This is a genomic window from Vibrio sp. HM8-C (genome assembly GCF_058630515.1).
Genome location: NZ_JBMMKS010000003.1, coordinates 126,535 through 144,518, shown reverse-complemented (window position 1 = coordinate 144,518; position 17,984 = coordinate 126,535). Strand labels below are relative to the sequence as shown.

Genomic DNA, 17,984 nt, shown 5'->3' with positions numbered 1-17,984 from the left:
TTATGCTAACGATCACGAAAGGGAGCGACGCCGACTAACCTTGTGAATCCCAAAAAAATAAAACATAAAAAAAGCGCTGCCAAGGCAGCGCTAATAACAACTCAAAGGTATAAATTATTTCTTGTTTGCGTACTTCATTGAGTCCAATGCTACCGCGAATACGATGATTGAACCTTTGATGATGTACTGCCAGTAAGGGCTAACACCGATGTATGTCATACCGTAGTTGATAACGGTAAAGATGAGAACACCCGTTACAACTCCTGCGATACTACCAACACCACCCGCGAATGACACACCACCTACCACACAGGCTGCGATTGCATCAAGTTCGTATAAGAAACCTAAGTTGTTGGTTGCACTACCGATACGACCCGCTTCCAACATACCACCGAAGGCATAGAAGACACCTGAAAGTGCGTACACTTTTAGTAGAGTCATTGGTACGTTAACACCTGATACTTTTGCAGCTTCTGGGTTACCACCTACAGCGAAAATGTTTTTGCCGAATACAGTCTTGTTCCAAAGAACCCACATGAATATTACAGCGATAATGGCGTAGAAGGTTATGTACGAGAATCGGAACCCACCTATTCGAATAAAGCCTTGGGTGAATGCTGTGAAGCGCTCGTCAAAGCCTGCGATTGGTGATGCACCAACTGCGTCGTAGTAAAGAGAGTTGATACCATAAACGATGATCATTGTGCCTAGTGTTGCAATGAAAGGAGTAACTTTCATGTAAGCAACGATAACGCCGTTCACTAGACCGATGATTGCACCGATTAAACATACACAAAGGATAACCGCAACGATTGGCACTTCACCAATACTTGGGAATACTTTGTTAACGTTTTCAATAGACTGTAGCAAGGTTGCTGAGATAACCGCAGCCAAACCTACCTGACGACCTGCAGATAAGTCAGTACCTTGTGTAACAATTAGACCCGCAACACCAAGCGCGATAATTACGCGAACTGATGACTGAGTTAAAATGTTACTTAAATTTCGTAAGCTTAAAAATGATGGTTCTTGAATAACGATAACCGCTAATAAAATAAACAGAACCGCGTAAATTGCACCTTCTTTTAAGTGCTTTAATGCAAATGACTTAACAGCATCCATAATAGTTTCCCTAGAGGTAACGAGAGGCTAGCTCTAATATTTCAGTCTGGGTGGTTTCTTTAGTATTCACGATTCCCGCTGCGCGGCCGTTACTCATTACTAAAATTCGATCGGTAGTACCTAATAACTCTGGCATTTCTGAAGAAATCATAATGATTCCTTTATTTTTCTTCGCGAGCTCCAACATTAGTTGGTAAATTTCATATTTAGCACCCACGTCGATACCACGAGTTGGTTCATCCAACATTAATATTTCCGGCTGGGTTAATAACCAACGACCGATAATAACTTTTTGCTGGTTACCACCTGAAAGTGAACCTATTTGAGTTTGATGCGTTGGTGTTTTAACACTCATCGAATCAATTACCCACTGAGTATCACTCTTCATTTTTTTATTACTTAATAAACCTGATTTCGTTTTATACTCATCAACGTTTGCAACTAATGAGTTAAAAGTAATATCAAGGTTACCGTAAATACCTGTTGAACGACGTTCTTCAGTTACTAGAGCGAAACCATTACCAATCGCTTCATGTGCATCGCGGTTTTTCATTTCGCGACCATGAAGAACAATGTGCCCTTCGCTTCTTTCACGGATACCGAAAATTGTTTCAACGATATCTGTACGACGCGAACCAACAAGGCCTGCTACACCTAGAATTTCACCGGCTCTCAATTCAAATGAAATGTCTTGAATCGAAGGCTGGTTCAACGCTGTTAGGTTTTTAACTTCTAAGATGACTTCTTTAGGAACGTTAGTCTTCTCTGGGAAACGGTGAGTTAATTCTCGACCAACCATCATCGCGATGATCTTATCCATATCTAGGCCTTTCAGTGGGCGTGTATCAACCCATTGACCATCACGTAGAATGGTAATTTCATCACAGATAGCAAATATCTCTTCCATTTTGTGAGAGATATATACCACACCACAGCCTTTATCCTTCAGCTTATTGATAATGGTAAATAAGTGATTAACTTCTTTTTCAGTTAGAGAAGAAGTTGGCTCGTCCATGATCACTATTTTAGCGTCGTAAGAGAATGCTTTCGCAATTTCCAACATCTGCATTTGAGACACAGATAAAGTTGCAACTTTAACTCGTGGATCGATATTAATATCTAGCTCTTCGAAAATAGCTTTTGTATCACGATACATTTTATCGTGGTCTACAAATAAACCTTTCTTTGGATAGCGTCCAAGCCAAATATTATCCATTACTGAACATTGTTTAACCTGGTTTAATTCTTGGTGAACCATGGAAACGCCAGATTCCAATGCTTCTTTAGAAGAGGAGAAGTTAATATGCTTTCCTAAGAAAATAATATCGCCTTCATCTTTTTCGTAAATTCCAAATAGACATTTTAATAGCGTCGATTTACCCGCGCCGTTTTCACCCATTAAAGCGTGAATAGAATGCGGTCGAACTTTTAAATTAACTTTATCTAATGCCTTTACACCTGGAAATGATTTACTCACCCCTGTCATTTCTAACAGGAATTCATGTGTTTGATCTACCATGGCATCACTTAATTGTTTTTAATTTGAAACCAATAAATATCAATTAATAATTATTTAATAATAAATACTAATTAAGATATTAACGGGTAAATATAGGGGGCTGGGCGCCCCCTAGATATAACGTCTGTTACTCAAGAGTTGATTTATCAACACCTACGTAAGGAACGCGAACAACTTTGTCCTTCATTTCCCACTGAGTACCTTCAGTTGCTGATTTACCTTCAGCTAGGTTACGAGCTAGTTCGAATGTTGCTTTAGCTTGAGAAGTTGCATCGTTTAGTACAGTACCAGCCATTTCGCCAGCTTTAACTAGAGCTAGAGCTTCTGCTAGAGCGTCAACACCGAATACTGGGATTTTTTGACCAGCGCCACGTAGTGCTTCGATTGCACCCATTGCCATACCGTCGTTGTTTGCGATAACAACTTCGATTTTGCTACCGTTAGGGCCAGATAACCATGCATCCATTTTATCTTTCGCCATTGCGGTATCCCACATGCCTGTATCCATGTGAAGTTCTTCAGTCTTGATGCCGTTCTCGTTGATTTGCTTAACAGAGTAAGTAGTACGAGCTTCAGCATCTGGGTGACCTGGTTCGCCTTTAAGCATTACGTATTGAAGAACGCCGTCACCGTTTTTGTCCCAAGACTTGTTCGCTTTCCAGTGTTGAGCGATTAGGTCGCCTTGGATAACGCCAGACTCTTTAGAGTCAGTACCTACATAGTAAGCTTTGTCGTAGCTTGCAAGTGCTGCTGCACTTGGCTCTTTGTTGTAGAAAACAACTGGAACGTCGTCGATTTTCGCTTTGCTAATGATAGAAGGTGCTGCAGCTGGGTCTACAAGGTTGATAGCAAGCGCTTGAACGCCACGAGCCAACATAACGTCAACTTGGTCGTTTTGCATTGATTGGCTGTTTTGTGAGTCGTTCATTAGAAGACGAACGTCTTTATCGCCAGCAGCTTCTTTTTCGATAGCTTGGCGAACAACAGACATGAAGTTGTCATCGTATTTGTAGATAGTGAAACCCAAAGTAGTATCAGCAAGAGTTTGTGTTGCGAAACCCATACCAGCAGTAAGCATAGCAAGTGCAGTTAGCTTTCTCATGTAAGTGTCCTATTTGTCTTTATTAATATACGTGTAGGGAAACGTTTACCATTCCAATGAAAACGTTTACGCATTGAAGTATATTGATTAACAGGATGAATTGTGTGAGCTAGATAGGATTTTGTTAGCGCTAATTTACAATTGTAACTATTTGTTTAAATTGTTTGAGGCCACATGCAAAAACAAACCTCGTACGTAACATAGTGTAACAGCGAGACCTATTTCGCGTTTTCATGGGAACACAGATCACATTTTGGTAGCATTTTATTCATATTTGAATAGATAAAATCACATATGAATATATTGAACTTAGAAGGGTCAAATAGAGTAAATAAATCGCTGAGAGCCTTGTTATACCTGTAAATGAACAAAATTTGAATACTTAAATTGCACTTTAAATAATTGGCATATGCTATTTACAGGTTCATTATTTGCTTCATCACCCCTTCTCACTTGTCAAACTTTGTAAAAAATTAACAAAATGACATGGTTCGAGTTACTGGGGTATCTTCAGCTATAACAAGGACACTACGATGAAATATGCGATCCCAATTTGCAATGGCAAAGTGTTTAATCATTATTCAAAAGCACCACAATTTCTGATCATTGATGATGTAACAAAGCAACAAGAGACCGTTAACGTTCTACACGTCAATGAAAACCGTTCCTGCGGGAAAAAAGCTCAGATCAATGCACTACTGTCACAACAGAAAGTTAACGCTGTTATCGTAAAAAATATTGGTGAAGCTATGCTTTCCAGCCTTTTCCATCAAGGCATAAAGGTTTTCACTATAATTAGAGGAGCTGAAGTCACAGCTTTAGACTTCTCTAAGCTTGTACCTGTTACTGATATAAGCTTTGCTAGGCCGTCTGTGAACAAGCAGCACAAAGACCATCAATGTTGTAAAAGCAAACATGCTCAATTGGGAAACAAGCTTGCAGTTCGAATGAACCAACTTAGTCCTAACACACTAAGTAAACTACAAAAAATCTACGGTATTGATCGTTGAATGGAGATAACCACCATGATTTATTTGATTACCTTTGGTGCTTTTATCTTATTTATCGTGTTGATGACACTTGGTGTCATGGCGAGAAGAAAACCAATACAAGGAAGTTGTGGTGGGTTATCAAACGTAGGTGTCGATAAGGTGTGCAACTGTGAAACTCAATGTGACGAACACCAGAAAAAGCTTTATAGCATCGAAGAGCCAAATTCAAAGGATTAGTGGTCAACAAACTGTGTAAGTCAGCCCACGGTTAACTTAACGACGGGTTGTTACTTTTTAGTATTCGTTCATTTAGTTACGTTCAGAAAACAGCAACATTGGTTTTATACTATCGGATAATTCGAAGACTCATCCCAATGGAATTACTATGCTTGCTCTGCCTCCACTTGCCACACTGTTGATTGCGATTTTGTTAGAAGTTGTTGCTACATCTTACTTGCCAAAAACGAATCAGTTTACGTCTTTGACTATTACCGCAGGAGTGCTGATTGCTTATGCCCTCGCCTTTTATTTCCTTTCGATTACCGTTCAAACCATGTCGTTAGGTATTGCTTATGCGATCTGGTGTGGTGTAGGCATTGTGCTCGTTGCGAGTATTTCGTGGCTAGTCTATGGGCAGAAACTCGATATTTACGCCATTACTGGTATGAGCTTTATCCTAATTGGTACCATTATTATTAATGTTTTTTCTCAATCAGTGACGCATTGATTTCGATTCACATTAATTGCCAAAAAGAAAAGCTCATGAGAATCCCCATGAGCTTTTCAACTTGTTATTCAGACTATTGTTGTGTCTGTTTCATCGCTTTTTCTATGGTTTCCGCCATATCAAATGTCGAGCCACCTTGGGTTGGTGGATATTCAACCAATGACTGAACATGCTCTTTAACGATTTCTTGTACCGGAGCCAATAACCAAGACATTTTTTGAACCAAGTGCCCATACGCATCGATACTGTCGTAGCTTTCGTATGGATCAGCTCTCAAGTTAAACAACCTTGGTTTAGCAAGAGTTTTAAGGTTGTCATAATAGTTTTCTGCTGTCGCAAAATGGAACTTCCAAGGTCCAACGCGTACTGCCGACAATTTTCCTTCAAAGTAATAAAGAATTGAGTTTCGAGCAGAATGATCAGACTTACCCATCCAATAATCGAGGTTATCAACACCGTCAATATACTGTTTCTTCTGTTTCAACATTTGCTCTTTGACATCTTTTACACCAGCAGCATCGGCGAGAGTAACAAACAAATCTTGATGCCCTTGAATGCCGTTGAGAACTTGTCCAGCAGGTATCTTACCAGGCCAACTCACCATTGTAGGAACACGGACACCACCTTCATAAGTGGTCATTTTTTCCCCACGGAATGGCGTTGTACCACCATGAGGCCAAGACGAATGCTCAGGACCGTTATCCGTTGTATAGAGAATTATAGTGTTATCTTTAACGCCGCGTTTTTTCAGCTCTTCAAGCAAGAAGCCGATGTCGGCGTCATGCTGTAACATACCGCTGCCATAGTAATCGTATTCGCTGGTGTATTTCTCCGCAGCGTATCGCCATTCATCATTTAGACGAGTGTATAGATGCATACGGCTGGTGTTTATCCACGTGAAGAAAGGCTTATCATCTTTCATCGCTTTATCGATGAAGTTTAACGCTGCTGGTAGCATTTCTGCGCGGTCAAAATCTTTCATCCGTTCTTGACCTAATGGACCGGTATCTTCACATTTTTGCTTACCGACTTCGCCAAAACGAGGGTCTACCGTTTTATCCGCTTTGTCTGTTGAGTAACAGTGTAGAACACCACGTGTACCAAATTTCTTTTGATACTCTTCTACTGAGCCAGAATAAGCTTTTGCGAAGTTTTGATAGTCGCGCTGCTCATGCTCTTCTTGAGTATTTAGATGATATAAGTTGCCAAAAAATTCATCGAAACCGTGGACTGTTGGCAATGCAAAGTTATGGTCACCTAAGTGGTTTTTACCAAATTGACCTGTCGCATAGCCGGCCTTTTTAAGTACCTCCGCCAAAGACGGTGATTCTTTCTTAATACCTAGTGCACCCCCAGGCATCGCTACCGTAGTCATACCGGAGCGAATTGGATACTGACCAGTAATAAAAGCTGCTCTTCCCGCGGTTGAACTAGGCTGAGCATAGTGGTCGGTAAATTTAATACCTTCGTTTGCAATACTATCTATGTTGGGAGTGGTATACCCCATGGTACCCATGCCGTATGCACTTACGTTCTGCCAACCAATGTCGTCACCAAAAATAACCACAATGTTCGGTTGGTCAGACTTTGCCATTGCTGCTACGGGCAACAGTGCACACATTGCGGATGCAAGGGGTGTAAGACGCCTGACGTTTGTCTTCATAATTCTATCCTTAGTTAGACGAAAGCATGCTAGCTAAATTCAGCTAACATGCTGTTAACTATAGATAGAAGTTGAAACAATGCCTAAAGATACATACCTAAATTTATCCTATTATTTTCTCAAATATTAAATATGCGACGCTAATTCCAACAGCTCATATCGAAAATCGCTAACGGCACTCAGTATTTGTCAGTCCTTTTTCAACGAGGGATTGTTCGATCCGCTGAGTTACATTTAACGCATTGGTATAGTCGCAACGTGTGATGAACTCCGCTAATTGAATGCTGCAGTTAGGAACAACCGTGTCGAAAAGAGATTTTTGCTCAAAATAATAATCTTCTGCGGCTAGGTTACTTTCTTTTAGCAACTCATTGAGGCAGGTTAACTTTTCAAGAATGTTTTCAAGATCGATGTCTTCGGAAACCTCAACTTCGGTTTGTCGGTAAATTTCCTGATGGCGGCTATTACTGAGTTGCAATGAGCCATAAGGTTTGTCCTCATTAAACTCGGTATGGGTTTTTAGCGTGAGTTCGAACCAAAATGTACTACCCTCACCCTCGGTGCTTTCCACACCGATTTCACCGCCCATTAGTTGAGCAATGCTACGAGAAATAGTCAGCCCTAGTCCTGTGCCACCATATTTTCGCGTGGTTGAAGAATCGGCTTGTTGGAAGCTTTCGAAAATTTTTAATTGCTCTGAATCCGTTAAACCTATTCCGGTATCGCTAACTTCAATGCGAAGTTTCATTTTGTCTGTCAGAGTTGCAATCACGCCTACTCGGATATTTATGTCGCCGTTTCCTGTGAACTTAACAGCGTTACTGACAAAATTAAGTAACACTTGCTTAATTCGTAGTGGATCTCCAATCAAGGTAGGAATGTGTTCTTCAACGTAAACGTGAAAACCAAGGCGTTTTGCAGATACTTTGGTTTCAAACAGTTCGAAAACATCTTGCGCGATGGAATACAAGTTGAAAGGGATCAACTCAATTTGTAGCCGGCCAGATTCGATTTTTGACAAATCTAAAACATCATTAATCACCAACAATAAATGCTCACCAGACTTTTTAATCCTAATAAGAGAGTCATGTTGATCACCCGTCGTTTTGGCCAGCAGCATATCGGAAAGAGCCAATATGGAATTCATTGGCGTTCTAATTTCATGGCTAATATTTGAAATAAACTGGCTTTTCGCGATGTTGGCTTCTTCAGCTTCTACTTTTGCCGTCATCAGCTCTGAAGTCAGTTTTCCCAATTTATTCCCCATTTGGATGGTGGCATTCGCGGTGTCGTCTAGTTCTTTTAGATGGAATTTTTCATGTGAAACATCGAAGTTACCTGTACTCATCTTGTAGAACATATTACGAATTTGAGAGAGCGGCGCAGCGATAGATTCACTCATACGTTTTGATACCAGCCAAGTAAACCCGAGAAAAAGAATATAAAAACCGACCAAACCAGCAATCATGATATAGCCAATGTTCTGATACTTATCTTTCAATGCCATCGACTCTTGGTACATTTCATTTTCATCAACAACGAACAGCACTTTCCAATTGGTTTCGGGAATGGTTCCCCAAGAGACCAACTTGTTTTCATTGTTAAGTATTAACTTGGTTAAACCTTGGTTCTGTGTATTGAAATGAGACTGCAACGACGCAGTATCAGCTCTCTTAAATAAGTTGAAGTCCTCAGGCTTGAACATTTCTTCAGTGACAGCGCCCTCGTAATCATGATGTTTGAGTTCTTTAATATTAAGATCTTTTTCGCCTTTCGGCGGCAGAGCCATGATAGTGCCTTCACCACTGACTAGAATGGCATAGCCATTCCAAGGGACAATCAAGTTTTGAATGTTGGTGACTATGGTATCGACAGTAACATCTATCCCGATAACCCCTTCTAGCTTCCCATCGTTATAAACAGGCGCGATAGCGGAAGTCATCCATCCTTGTCCTGCAGGGTCAATATAGACATCAGTCCAAACGACTTTTCTTTGCGGATTATATTTATCCGTAGCTAAATAGTAGAAATTGTATTCCGGAATATTCATATCAACCGGATATTGTTCAACTGTTTGAAACCATGGGTAAATATGATTGTAAGAATCCCAACTGTTGAAATAGACCGCCGCAATAAATGGGTCACTATTCTTTATTTGTTTCATTAAGGGATCTAGCTGAGCAAGCTGAAATACTTTATTGATATCCTTTTCATTATTTGTGGTAATAGCAGAGTAAAAGGATGCAGAACCACCTCTGTCTTCTTTGGTGTATAAAACCCCACTATCACTAAAGGCTAAATTGGACATATCAACATCGTCCGCGTCCAGCTTTTCGGAGAGTACCCGCTCGGTTTCGCTCCTATAGATCTGTGCGAGTCGTGAAATCGCGTTTATCCGTTCACGAACTAAATCACTTTCCATAGTCGTTGCTATGTTAAGCTCGTTGTCGACCTGAGAACGGATATAATCCATGTTGTCTGAGCTAATAAAATGGTTACTTACCAGATAAGTTGCAACCAAGGCGACTTCAACCAAAACGAGAGGAATAATTCCCGTTTTGACCATAGAACGCCATACCCAGGATTGAACACTTATTTGATTATCTTTAGTCATAACAAATCACGCGTAACGTAAGGCAATAGCATTAAACTCATCGGTCACTTCTAGGAAGGCGTCTACAATATTCGGGTCAAAGTGAGTACCTCTGCCATTTACAATCATATTAATAGCTTCGGGATGACAAAACGGTGGCTTATAAATCCGTTTGCTAATTAATGCATCGTAAACATCGACTATGGCCATTAGTCGCGCAGAAAGTGGTATCTTTTCACCGACTAAACCTTGTGGATAACCTGATCCATCCCACTTTTCATGGTGTGAATAAGCAATCTCCTTCGCTACACGCAGAAAACTCATCGCCTTGCCATTAATCTCTTCTGCTTTGTTAATTGCTTCATAACCGATGGTGGTATGGGTTTTCATAATCTCGAACTCTTCTGAGGTCAGCTTGCCATTTTTAAGCAAAATATGGTCTGGAATACCAATTTTGCCTATGTCGTGTAACGGTGCTGACTTATAGAGTAAGTTGATGGTGTTCTCATCTAACTGTTTTGTATATATCGGATTTAAACTCAAACGCTCAGCAAGCAACTTAATGTAAAGCTGTGTTCGTCGAATGTGGTTGCCAGTCTCGTTATCTCGAGTCTCCGCGAGCGAAACCATAGCGTTGAAAGCAACGTCCTGAATGGCATGTAGCTCTTCAATTTGCTTAATACTTTCTAGTGTTCTTCTTTGGACTTCTTTTTCTAAAGACTCGTTTTCGCCTTTGAGAATATCAGCAGCCCTTTTTAAAGAAACATGCGTACCAACGCGAGCCTTTACAATTTCAGGAACAATCGGCTTAGTAATATAGTCAACGGCACCGAGTTCAAGTCCTTTTCTCTCGTCAACGCTTTCCGTTTTCGCTGTTAAAAAAATAACTGGAATATCTTTAGTGGCGGGGTTTTCTTTCAAATGTTCGCAGACTTCAAAGCCATCCATATTTGGCATCATCACATCAAGCAGGATGAGGTCAGGTCTATCATTTTCTGCAATCGCTAAACCTTTGTCTCCGCTGTTTGCACCTTTAACCTTGTAGTCATCTTTTAACAGCTTGTACATCAAGCTGAGATTTTCTGGGATATCGTCTATAACAAGCAATGTGGGAGTTCTTGAAGAGGAATGATACATCTCAACTTCCTTATATTATTGATTATAAAAGTATTGCCATTCGACGAGTTGAATTTATTTTTTATTCTAATAATCAATATAGATAAGCATTTAACAATATTAGAAATAGCTTATACACCATGTATAACTTTTATCACATTATAAGGCTGTGACAGAAATCGAATTATTTAAACCTATAAAAAATATAAGTTATTTTGGAGTAAATACTCTCAATGCAAATCTGCCATTTTATTCAGTTAAAAAACTTAGATTTTTAACTTAAATAAATATTCACTTTTTATCTATTTCAATAAGTTATTTTTCAAAAGCGATGTTTCAACGGATATCTTTGATTCAAAAGTTTTTCTGCACGATGAACATGCTATGCTGAAAAACTAAATCAAGTGACATCATATGGATGAGAATAAATGGAAGCATTTGAATGTGTGTCTTTCATCTTGCTGAAAGATGAAAAAGTTTTGTTAGAGCGTCGTTCAAAATCGAAAGAAACCGATCCCGGTTTGATTGCTATCCCCGGAGGGCATTTAGAAGCGGGAGAAACACAACAACAAGCATTGTATAGAGAACTCAAAGAAGAGCTCGATATCATCCCTAAAAACGCCAAGTATCTGTGTTCACTTTATCATCCGACCATTGAATTGCAGCTTCTACACTATTACGTGATTACTGAATGGGAAGGTTCAATTCTCTCGTTGGAAGCCGACACCGTTGAATGGTACGGCATTGATAACGCTCCGGTAGCCACCGAAGTTGACAGAATTGCATTATCAGAGATTGGACGAGTTAGCCCTTATTTGTTTGATTGATAATGTTTAATCGAAGGACAACACTGCTTTTTCTTTGTTCGATGCTGTAAGACTTGAGATTTTATGTTTACAGTTTTCACTGCTTGCAAACAATGAATCCGAGTTTACAGCACCAATTGAAGAGAATGAGATAACGAAAATTTACGCATGAAACATAATTTCGTCGTTATCAGTTTTCATCAAACATGCTTTGTTTTGACCTATAAGTTGAGCGGCAAAAGGTGGAGTGACAGCTTGGATATCGCCAACTTCTCGAGTAGTTAAACTTTCCCACTCTTGATCTCGGTATTTTCCAGCTTGTGTGTATTTAATCAGTACTTTCATCAGGCGACTCTCTTTTTTTATTGTGTAAATTATTTGTTTCAATAACGTTATTCCCTTTATCAAACTCTTGCACCTGCTAAAAATGAAACTTAAGTTTCACAATAAATGAGATCTACATCACCTTTAAAATCAGCTATAGATTCCTGATTGATGACATATTCAACAAAACACTTACTAAACAGTCTGTTAAGTGATATATCTCACATCTCACACCATAAGGAGACAGACGTTGTTCAAGACCCAAACTCCGGTTCTATTCGCAATGAATGGACTTACCGCACTTGCTTTTGCCTTTATCATGCCAATTATGAGTTTGTTTCTGGTAAGCGAGCTTCATACAGAGCCTGCTCTTATTGGGCTTTACACGTCTCTTACTGCACTGATGACCATCATCGTAAGCCAGAAACTAACGGGACTTATTGATAAAGGCGTATCCAGTAAGCTTCTTCTAATTGTCTCTTTAGCCGGTATTTTTTCTGCGGCGATGATGTTTTCTTTTGCTACGGAATTTTGGCACGCGATCACTATCGGATGTGTGTTGATGCCTCTCGCTTCAAGCTCTATACCACTCATTTTGACCGTGATTAGACGCTATGCGGATTCAACGGGTAAAAACAGTGCTAAATTGAACTCTCAAATGCGTTCTTCTGTTTCCTTTCTGTGGATATTTGGCCCGCCTTTGGCCTTTTTGTCCGTTGACCAATTTGGATTTGATAACAACTTTTATATCTCAGCGGCAATCGCAGGATTCGTTCTGTTATGGATTGCTTTTCTGTTCAAAGCACCGGTCATTGAAGCCGATAAAATTAAGAACAAACCAAAAACTAAGCTACCGATGGCAGTTTGGCTACTTGGTGTTGTGGTGCTGCTTGCGAATATAGCTAACAGCACTTACATCAACGCCATGCCTTTGTTTATGACTCAAGAACTTGGTCTGTCAAAGTCCTATCCCGGCATTTTTATGGGGATAACGGCCGCAGTAGAAATACCAGTAATGCTTCTAGCTGTTGGTTGGGCACAACGTTTTGGTAAGAGCCAAGTAATCCGATTGGGCTTTATAGCGGGTGCAGTTTTCTATATCGGAATGTATTTCAACACATCATTGAATATCTTCTTTGCACTGCAAATTTTGAATGGGCTTTTCTTCGGAATTTTTGTCGGTTTAGGCATCACCATCATGCAGGATTTTGCACCGAGTTCCGTGGGTAAAGCGTCCGCCTTTTATACAAATGCTATGCTTGTAGGAACTATGATAGGAACCAGCACTATGGGTATTATTTCTCAGTACTTTGGCTTTAAAGCGCCACTGTTGTTATGTCTTGGGGCTATTACTTGTTCGTTTATCGGTTTGATACTTTTCGATGCTTATATTGCTAACCAGCAACGGAAAGTTCAGTGCGCTTAAGAGAGAAAATCTAGCAGTGAGCACAAGAGGAAAGCGTACATTTGTGCTCACGACTTGACGATCTTCGTTATGTTTGAATACTTTGCCATTTAGTTCTGTATCGCTTTGAACTGCTTAAACAGATACCAATATAAAAGACCTGACCAGATTGCATAGAGTACGCTTTCAATTGCAGCCAAATAAGTCGTCTCACTTGAATCTTCGAAGATAGAAATAATCAACATCTGAACAAGCATTACAGGAATAAGCAATACAATAAAACGCACATTTACAACAAAGCTCAAACTAAAATATCGCCCAAGAAAATCAACTCCTGCGTACCCACCATTCACTTTGTATGCGGCATAAGTTCCGATACATAAAAAAGTAACATTCACGATAGAGTTCATCGCATTCCAAATATTAAACTCATATTTTTCAGGTAGGTAACCTATTAGGTCTATAGCAACAGTTATGAAAAACAGGTGAATGAAAAGATAGATAAATCGGTCTGTTTCAGTAAGTCTATTATGCCTAATGTCACTTTTGAGTTGGTTAATGTTCCAAATGTACACAATGATTCCTCCACGTTAGTTTCCTAAACTGATTTGCCTGTACATGACGGTTACTCGAACTCATTACCCATATTCTCAAGTGTTTTTTTGCCGCAGATTGTGCAGATAACATAGCGATTCATGTTGTAGTAATGACCGCCATTGATGAACTCGTGTATGAATAACATGAGACGACCTAATATTGATTTGTCACTGTCGTAACTTGAAGGTTTGCGTACTAGGCTTTCTTTGTGTTCAGTCGAAGCTTTGCAGCGCTTGCAGTATCTAATCATCGAAATATCCTCTTAGTGTTAAACACTTAGCGAATATACGCCTTTAAGATATACGCACCTGAATGCACAATATTTTATGCGAGTGACTTCTAATTCAATACCTGGCTTTCATCTCAATAGTTAGCTTTTATTTCTTTTAGGCATTATGTGGATATCAACGCTGGCGTTGAATATGACGAAGAGATGTTGGAACGAAGAGAAACACTAACGATGGTCAAGCATGTTGACCATCGTCATGTGGAGATATGTTTAATGGAGGCGGCTCAAGAGAACTTTTTGATCAAGTTCATTTTGCCATTGTGAATAGTCAAGCCCACTCTCGAAAATGTATTCCGTCGCTAAGGTTCGCACGCATTCGATTAAATCACTCGTGCCCCACGGCTTTTCCAAATATCGATTGATACCGGCACTATTGATTGCATTGATAGTATCAGAATGCGTTGCCTGACCCGTTAACAGTACTTTTTTGGTATGAGTAAAGCGTGAATCGCCGCTAATTTCAGTAAGGAACTCAACACCTGTTTTTTCTGACATAACGTGGTCTGAAATAACCAAAGCGATATGTTCGCCGTTTGCGTCCAGTTCATCCATAAGGTCCAGTGCTTCAGAAGCTGACTCGCAGTCTTCAATATTTAGCCAGAAACAAAGAGGTTCTAAGTCTTGAAGTACCGCACTCAATACTTCCCTCTGATCATCCACGCATATGATATTAAGCTTCTCCATGGTCATCCTCTACTGGTAACTTTATTCTGAAAATCGTTGCGCCTTGGTCGCTCTTTACTGCAATACTGCCACCGTAGCCTGAGACAATTCGTTTCACTATCGACAAGCCCAAACCCAATCCAAACGACAAGCCATCTTTTTTAGTCGTAAAACTTGGTTGGAAGATTTTCCGCCTTGTAACTTCGTCTATTTCCGGTCCGTTATTGCTTATGGTGACCAGTAGACGGTGCTTACTAAACTTGGTTTGGATATCTAGCCTTGGTTCTGACGTCACCATCATAGCGTCACATGCATTTTTAATGATGTTCACCCAAACCTGAACCCACTCCGTTTGTGACCCTTTTAACCTTGGCAACTTACCTGGCCTCATACGAACCGAGACTCTACGTAAGTCACTTTGCAATAAAGTTAGCGCACGATTTATGGTGTCGTTGACATCGAGCACCTCATCCATATTGACTTCACTTCTTGCAAGCTGTTTTACCGATTTCACAATCCCTACTGTATGGCTTGCGGCGACACGTAAATCATGCAAATCACGCCCCATTTGCCAGTAGCGAATGGCAAGATGAGGATTATCTAACCAATGCAAAGAAAGCTCATCTTCTGGCACTGCTCTAGCCAACTCTCTGGCAACATTCTGCGGTAGCTGATACTTACGTTCTAAAATTGCGCCTCGCCTTCTTGCCTCACTCGATGAAACCTTTTGTCCATGCATCAATCCATAATCAAAAAACTGACTCGCCTCTGGGTGTACTTCTTCAAGCAATGCCATAAACAAGCTTTCAAGACGCTCACTCTTACTACTCACGACGCCTATAGCATTGTTCAGTTCGTGTGAAATACCCGCCGCAAGTTGTGCCAGTGTTGTCATCTGCTCTGCTGTATGAAGTTTTTCCAGAGCTTTTTCTTTAGCAACCGCTTCCTGATGAGCACGTCTCTGACGACGATTAAGTTCGGCGACAATAACGGGCATGAATTGCGTACTAAGAGAACCGTAGATCTCTTCCTCAATGGCCCCACAATGTCTATCAATCCAACTTAGTGTGACATCCGTTTGAGCGATAACCGTCGAAGACGCCGTCCAGTTTCCAGAAAAGAAGCTGTGTACACCAATAAATGCTCCTTTAGATGCCGAGAACACTTTAACGTGACGACCTTCGTGCTCTTCATAATCTCCAGACAACTCGCCGGAATGCACATAATAAAGTCTATCGTTGTAGCCATCCTGCTGGAGGACTTTGCTCCCAGCAGGCAAGGTTACCGTTCTGTCTCCGTTTCTGAAATACCGCTCAACTAATGTGCGTTCTTGCTCGTTCATACTTTTGCTCGTTCACACCATCGTTCGTTGATAACACTGTTCGTTAATAAGACTGTTCGTTCATAACACTTCTCGTTCACTGAATGGTTCGTCAACTAGCCAATGAACCCAACCATATGAAGTGCAGCAACCATTACAAAACTTAGCAGCACACCCACCACACCTAACACAACACCCACTTTTGCCATCTGATGACTTTGTACATACCCCGTCGCATGAGCTAAGGCATTTGGAGGTGTACTGATTGGAAGAGACATACCCAGAGAAGCGGCAAATGTGACAACCAGAATCAATGTAACTTCGCCACCAAGTGCATTTAGTGAGGTCATTGACGCACCTAAGGCAGCCATAATTGGCATCAGTAAGTTAGCTGTCGCGGTATGTGACATGAAATTCGCCATCAACAAACATAAGAAAGCGGCGCCAAACAACACCACATAAGGGGAAAACTCACCAAACGGAATGCTGTGAACAACTAGTTCGGCTAGGCCTGTTTTATCCAGTGCTAAGCCTAGAGCAATACCACCAGAAACCAGCCACAACACATCCCACGATATTTTCTTAAGATCTTCTTTATTGATGATGCCAGTCACAGAAAACACAGCGACCGGAATTAATGCAACGGTATAAGAGTTCATGCCATGTAAATCGCCTACCAACCAAAGCAATATGGTGGCTGCGAAGGTGATATATACCACCAGAGCTTTCGGTGTTTTTAGAAATTTACCTTTAATCGTGAGTTCAATTTTTTGCTGATCTGCTTTGTATAAAGAGCAGATCAAAAACCAAGATAGCGCCATCATCACAACCACAAACGGCACACCAAACGCCATCCACTCTCCAAAGGTGATCAGATTGTCTCCAACGAGATATTTTAGCGCTATAGCATTAGGTGGAGTCCCGATTGGTGTTCCTATACCACCAATATTGGCTGCCACAGGAATGCACAGTGCAAACGCTATTCGCCCTGGGTCTTTTGGTCCAAAAACCGCAATCACAGGTGCCAAAATCGACAGCATCATCGCTGTAGTCGCCGTGTTTGACATAAACATCGAAAACACGCCAGTAATCAGCATCAAACCTAGCATGACGTATTTGGGATTTTGGCCGAACGGCTTGAGTAACACACGCGCTAAGTTAACGTCCAAACGATACTTAGTTGCGGCCATCGCTAAGAAGAAGCCACCTAAGAAAAGCATGATTATTGGGCTTGCAAACGTCGCCATGATGTCACTGTATTTCAGCAGATGCCCAAACTCTGGCTGCGACTCATTTAAACGAAAAAGTATGAGCCCTTTATCGGAAAGCATGAGCAATTCAAGGACAATGATGACGACCGACGTCGCGTAGATTGGGATAGGTTCAAATACCCAAAGCAGAGCTGCCAGTAAGAATATCGCGATAACACGTTGCTGAATAAGTGTCAGACCATCAAATGGGAACGCCGACAACGGCATAAGCAAAATGAGTAACGGAATTGCAATTGGAATAATGAATTTTAAGTAAGGGCGTATCATGGACACTCTTCCTAGCAGCTGGTTAATCCAATATCAAACACTGGAGTTAAGACTCCAGAATTCAAACCAATGGCTCCATTATGGAAGAGCAATTCTAAAATATTAGGAGTGAGATCAACGATTCAGCAATCCTTGAAAATAACATGTCAAAAATGAGGACTCAGGCACACTCGCAACGAATTGAGTACAGATAAATAAATGATGAAA

General features: G+C 40.6%; 17 protein-coding genes. 5 read left to right on the top strand and 12 right to left on the bottom strand.

Annotation, left to right across the window (positions count from 1 at the left end; genetic code table 11):
• Positions 1-114 precede the first annotated feature (114 nt).
• From mglC to mglB, 3 genes are all read right to left on the bottom strand, one after another.
• A complete protein-coding gene (mglC, locus tag ACOSVQ_RS05415) occupies positions 115-1,122 on the bottom strand; it encodes a galactose/methyl galactoside ABC transporter permease MglC (protein WP_491981542.1) in 1,008 nt (335 codons plus the stop codon).
• A gap of 10 nt (positions 1,123-1,132) precedes the next feature.
• Complete coding sequence (mglA, locus tag ACOSVQ_RS05410; protein ID WP_491981541.1) at positions 1,133-2,641, bottom strand: galactose/methyl galactoside ABC transporter ATP-binding protein MglA; 1,509 nt, start codon at positions 2,639-2,641, stop codon at positions 1,133-1,135.
• Between the two features lie 127 nt (positions 2,642-2,768).
• Complete coding sequence (gene mglB, locus ACOSVQ_RS05405; RefSeq protein ID WP_491981540.1) at positions 2,769-3,743, bottom strand: galactose/glucose ABC transporter substrate-binding protein MglB; 975 nt, start codon at positions 3,741-3,743, stop codon at positions 2,769-2,771.
• 533 nt (positions 3,744-4,276) lie between these two features.
• Here mglB and ACOSVQ_RS05400 point away from each other — a divergent pair.
• The 3 genes from ACOSVQ_RS05400 (at position 4,277) to ACOSVQ_RS05390 (ending at position 5,462) form a co-directional block, all read left to right on the top strand.
• Entirely contained in the window at positions 4,277-4,753 is a 477-nt protein-coding gene (locus ACOSVQ_RS05400; protein ID WP_491981539.1) for a NifB/NifX family molybdenum-iron cluster-binding protein, read from the top strand.
• Between the two features lie 15 nt (positions 4,754-4,768).
• Positions 4,769-4,972: a (Na+)-NQR maturation NqrM gene (gene nqrM / locus ACOSVQ_RS05395; RefSeq protein ID WP_491981538.1), complete on the top strand. Its 204-nt coding sequence runs from the start codon at positions 4,769-4,771 to the stop codon at positions 4,970-4,972.
• 148 nt (positions 4,973-5,120) lie between these two features.
• Complete coding sequence (locus ACOSVQ_RS05390; protein ID WP_165311500.1) at positions 5,121-5,462, top strand: DMT family transporter; 342 nt, start codon at positions 5,121-5,123, stop codon at positions 5,460-5,462.
• 73 nt (positions 5,463-5,535) lie between these two features.
• On the opposite strand, the gene ACOSVQ_RS05385 is transcribed toward ACOSVQ_RS05390, so the two are convergent.
• From ACOSVQ_RS05385 to ACOSVQ_RS05375, 3 genes are all read right to left on the bottom strand, one after another.
• Complete coding sequence (locus ACOSVQ_RS05385) at positions 5,536-7,083, bottom strand: arylsulfatase (protein WP_491981677.1); 1,548 nt, start codon at positions 7,081-7,083, stop codon at positions 5,536-5,538.
• Between the two features lie 211 nt (positions 7,084-7,294).
• A complete protein-coding gene (locus tag ACOSVQ_RS05380) occupies positions 7,295-9,739 on the bottom strand; it encodes a sensor histidine kinase (RefSeq protein WP_491981537.1) in 2,445 nt (814 codons plus the stop codon).
• Positions 9,740-9,745: 6 nt separating this feature from the next.
• Positions 9,746-10,855, bottom strand: coding sequence for a response regulator (locus ACOSVQ_RS05375; RefSeq protein WP_491981536.1), 1,110 nt, complete (start codon positions 10,853-10,855; stop codon positions 9,746-9,748).
• 407 nt (positions 10,856-11,262) lie between these two features.
• Here ACOSVQ_RS05375 and ACOSVQ_RS05370 point away from each other — a divergent pair, with 407 nt between their 5' ends.
• Complete coding sequence (locus ACOSVQ_RS05370) at positions 11,263-11,661, top strand: NUDIX hydrolase (protein WP_491981535.1); 399 nt, start codon at positions 11,263-11,265, stop codon at positions 11,659-11,661.
• Between the two features lie 141 nt (positions 11,662-11,802).
• Here ACOSVQ_RS05370 and ACOSVQ_RS05365 read toward each other — a convergent pair whose 3' ends face one another.
• On the bottom strand, positions 11,803-11,985 hold the full coding sequence (locus ACOSVQ_RS05365; protein ID WP_491981534.1) for a hypothetical protein: 183 nt from the start codon (positions 11,983-11,985) through the stop codon (positions 11,803-11,805).
• A gap of 229 nt (positions 11,986-12,214) precedes the next feature.
• Here ACOSVQ_RS05365 and ACOSVQ_RS05360 point away from each other — a divergent pair, with 229 nt between their 5' ends.
• The gene (locus tag ACOSVQ_RS05360; RefSeq protein ID WP_491981533.1) at positions 12,215-13,390 is read left to right on the top strand and encodes a sugar efflux transporter; all 1,176 of its coding nucleotides are present in this window, start codon (positions 12,215-12,217) and stop codon (positions 13,388-13,390) included.
• Positions 13,391-13,479: 89 nt separating this feature from the next.
• Here ACOSVQ_RS05360 and ACOSVQ_RS05355 read toward each other — a convergent pair whose 3' ends face one another.
• The 5 genes from ACOSVQ_RS05355 to ACOSVQ_RS05335 all read right to left on the bottom strand — a co-directional run bounded on the left by ACOSVQ_RS05355 (position 13,480) and on the right by ACOSVQ_RS05335 (position 17,774).
• Complete coding sequence (locus ACOSVQ_RS05355) at positions 13,480-13,944, bottom strand: hypothetical protein (protein ID WP_491981532.1); 465 nt, start codon at positions 13,942-13,944, stop codon at positions 13,480-13,482.
• A 50-nt stretch (positions 13,945-13,994) separates the two neighbouring features.
• The gene (locus ACOSVQ_RS05350) at positions 13,995-14,216 is read right to left on the bottom strand and encodes a hypothetical protein (RefSeq protein WP_491981531.1); all 222 of its coding nucleotides are present in this window, start codon (positions 14,214-14,216) and stop codon (positions 13,995-13,997) included.
• Between the two features lie 249 nt (positions 14,217-14,465).
• The gene (locus ACOSVQ_RS05345) at positions 14,466-14,939 is read right to left on the bottom strand and encodes a response regulator (protein ID WP_491981530.1); all 474 of its coding nucleotides are present in this window, start codon (positions 14,937-14,939) and stop codon (positions 14,466-14,468) included.
• Positions 14,926-16,260: an ATP-binding protein gene (locus ACOSVQ_RS05340; protein ID WP_491981529.1), complete on the bottom strand. Its 1,335-nt coding sequence runs from the start codon at positions 16,258-16,260 to the stop codon at positions 14,926-14,928. Before ACOSVQ_RS05340 ends, ACOSVQ_RS05345 begins: the two co-directional genes overlap by 14 nt.
• Positions 16,261-16,355: 95 nt before the next feature.
• A complete protein-coding gene (locus tag ACOSVQ_RS05335) occupies positions 16,356-17,774 on the bottom strand; it encodes an SLC13 family permease (RefSeq protein ID WP_491981676.1) in 1,419 nt (472 codons plus the stop codon).
• Positions 17,775-17,984 lie beyond the last annotated feature (210 nt).

Bases quoted from the DNA above. Each gene is read 5' to 3' on its own strand.
- mglC (WP_491981542.1), bottom strand. From the start codon at position 1,122: ATGGATGCTGTTAAGTCATTTGCATTAAAGCACTTAAAAGAAGGTGCA.
- mglA (WP_491981541.1), bottom strand. From the start codon at position 2,641: ATGGTAGATCAAACACATGAATTCCTGTTAGAAATGACAGGGGTGAGT.
- mglB (WP_491981540.1), bottom strand. From the start codon at position 3,743: ATGAGAAAGCTAACTGCACTTGCTATGCTTACTGCTGGTATGGGTTTC.
- ACOSVQ_RS05400 (WP_491981539.1), top strand. From the start codon at position 4,277: ATGAAATATGCGATCCCAATTTGCAATGGCAAAGTGTTTAATCATTAT.
- nqrM (WP_491981538.1), top strand. From the start codon at position 4,769: ATGATTTATTTGATTACCTTTGGTGCTTTTATCTTATTTATCGTGTTG.
- ACOSVQ_RS05390 (WP_165311500.1), top strand. From the start codon at position 5,121: ATGCTTGCTCTGCCTCCACTTGCCACACTGTTGATTGCGATTTTGTTA.
- ACOSVQ_RS05385 (WP_491981677.1), bottom strand. From the start codon at position 7,083: ATGTGTGCACTGTTGCCCGTAGCAGCAATGGCAAAGTCTGACCAACCG.
- ACOSVQ_RS05380 (WP_491981537.1), bottom strand. From the start codon at position 9,739: ATGACTAAAGATAATCAAATAAGTGTTCAATCCTGGGTATGGCGTTCT.
- ACOSVQ_RS05375 (WP_491981536.1), bottom strand. From the start codon at position 10,855: ATGTATCATTCCTCTTCAAGAACTCCCACATTGCTTGTTATAGACGAT.
- ACOSVQ_RS05370 (WP_491981535.1), top strand. From the start codon at position 11,263: ATGGAAGCATTTGAATGTGTGTCTTTCATCTTGCTGAAAGATGAAAAA.
- ACOSVQ_RS05365 (WP_491981534.1), bottom strand. From the start codon at position 11,985: ATGAAAGTACTGATTAAATACACACAAGCTGGAAAATACCGAGATCAA.
- ACOSVQ_RS05350 (WP_491981531.1), bottom strand. From the start codon at position 14,216: ATGATTAGATACTGCAAGCGCTGCAAAGCTTCGACTGAACACAAAGAA.
- ACOSVQ_RS05345 (WP_491981530.1), bottom strand. From the start codon at position 14,939: ATGGAGAAGCTTAATATCATATGCGTGGATGATCAGAGGGAAGTATTG.
- ACOSVQ_RS05340 (WP_491981529.1), bottom strand. From the start codon at position 16,260: ATGAACGAGCAAGAACGCACATTAGTTGAGCGGTATTTCAGAAACGGA.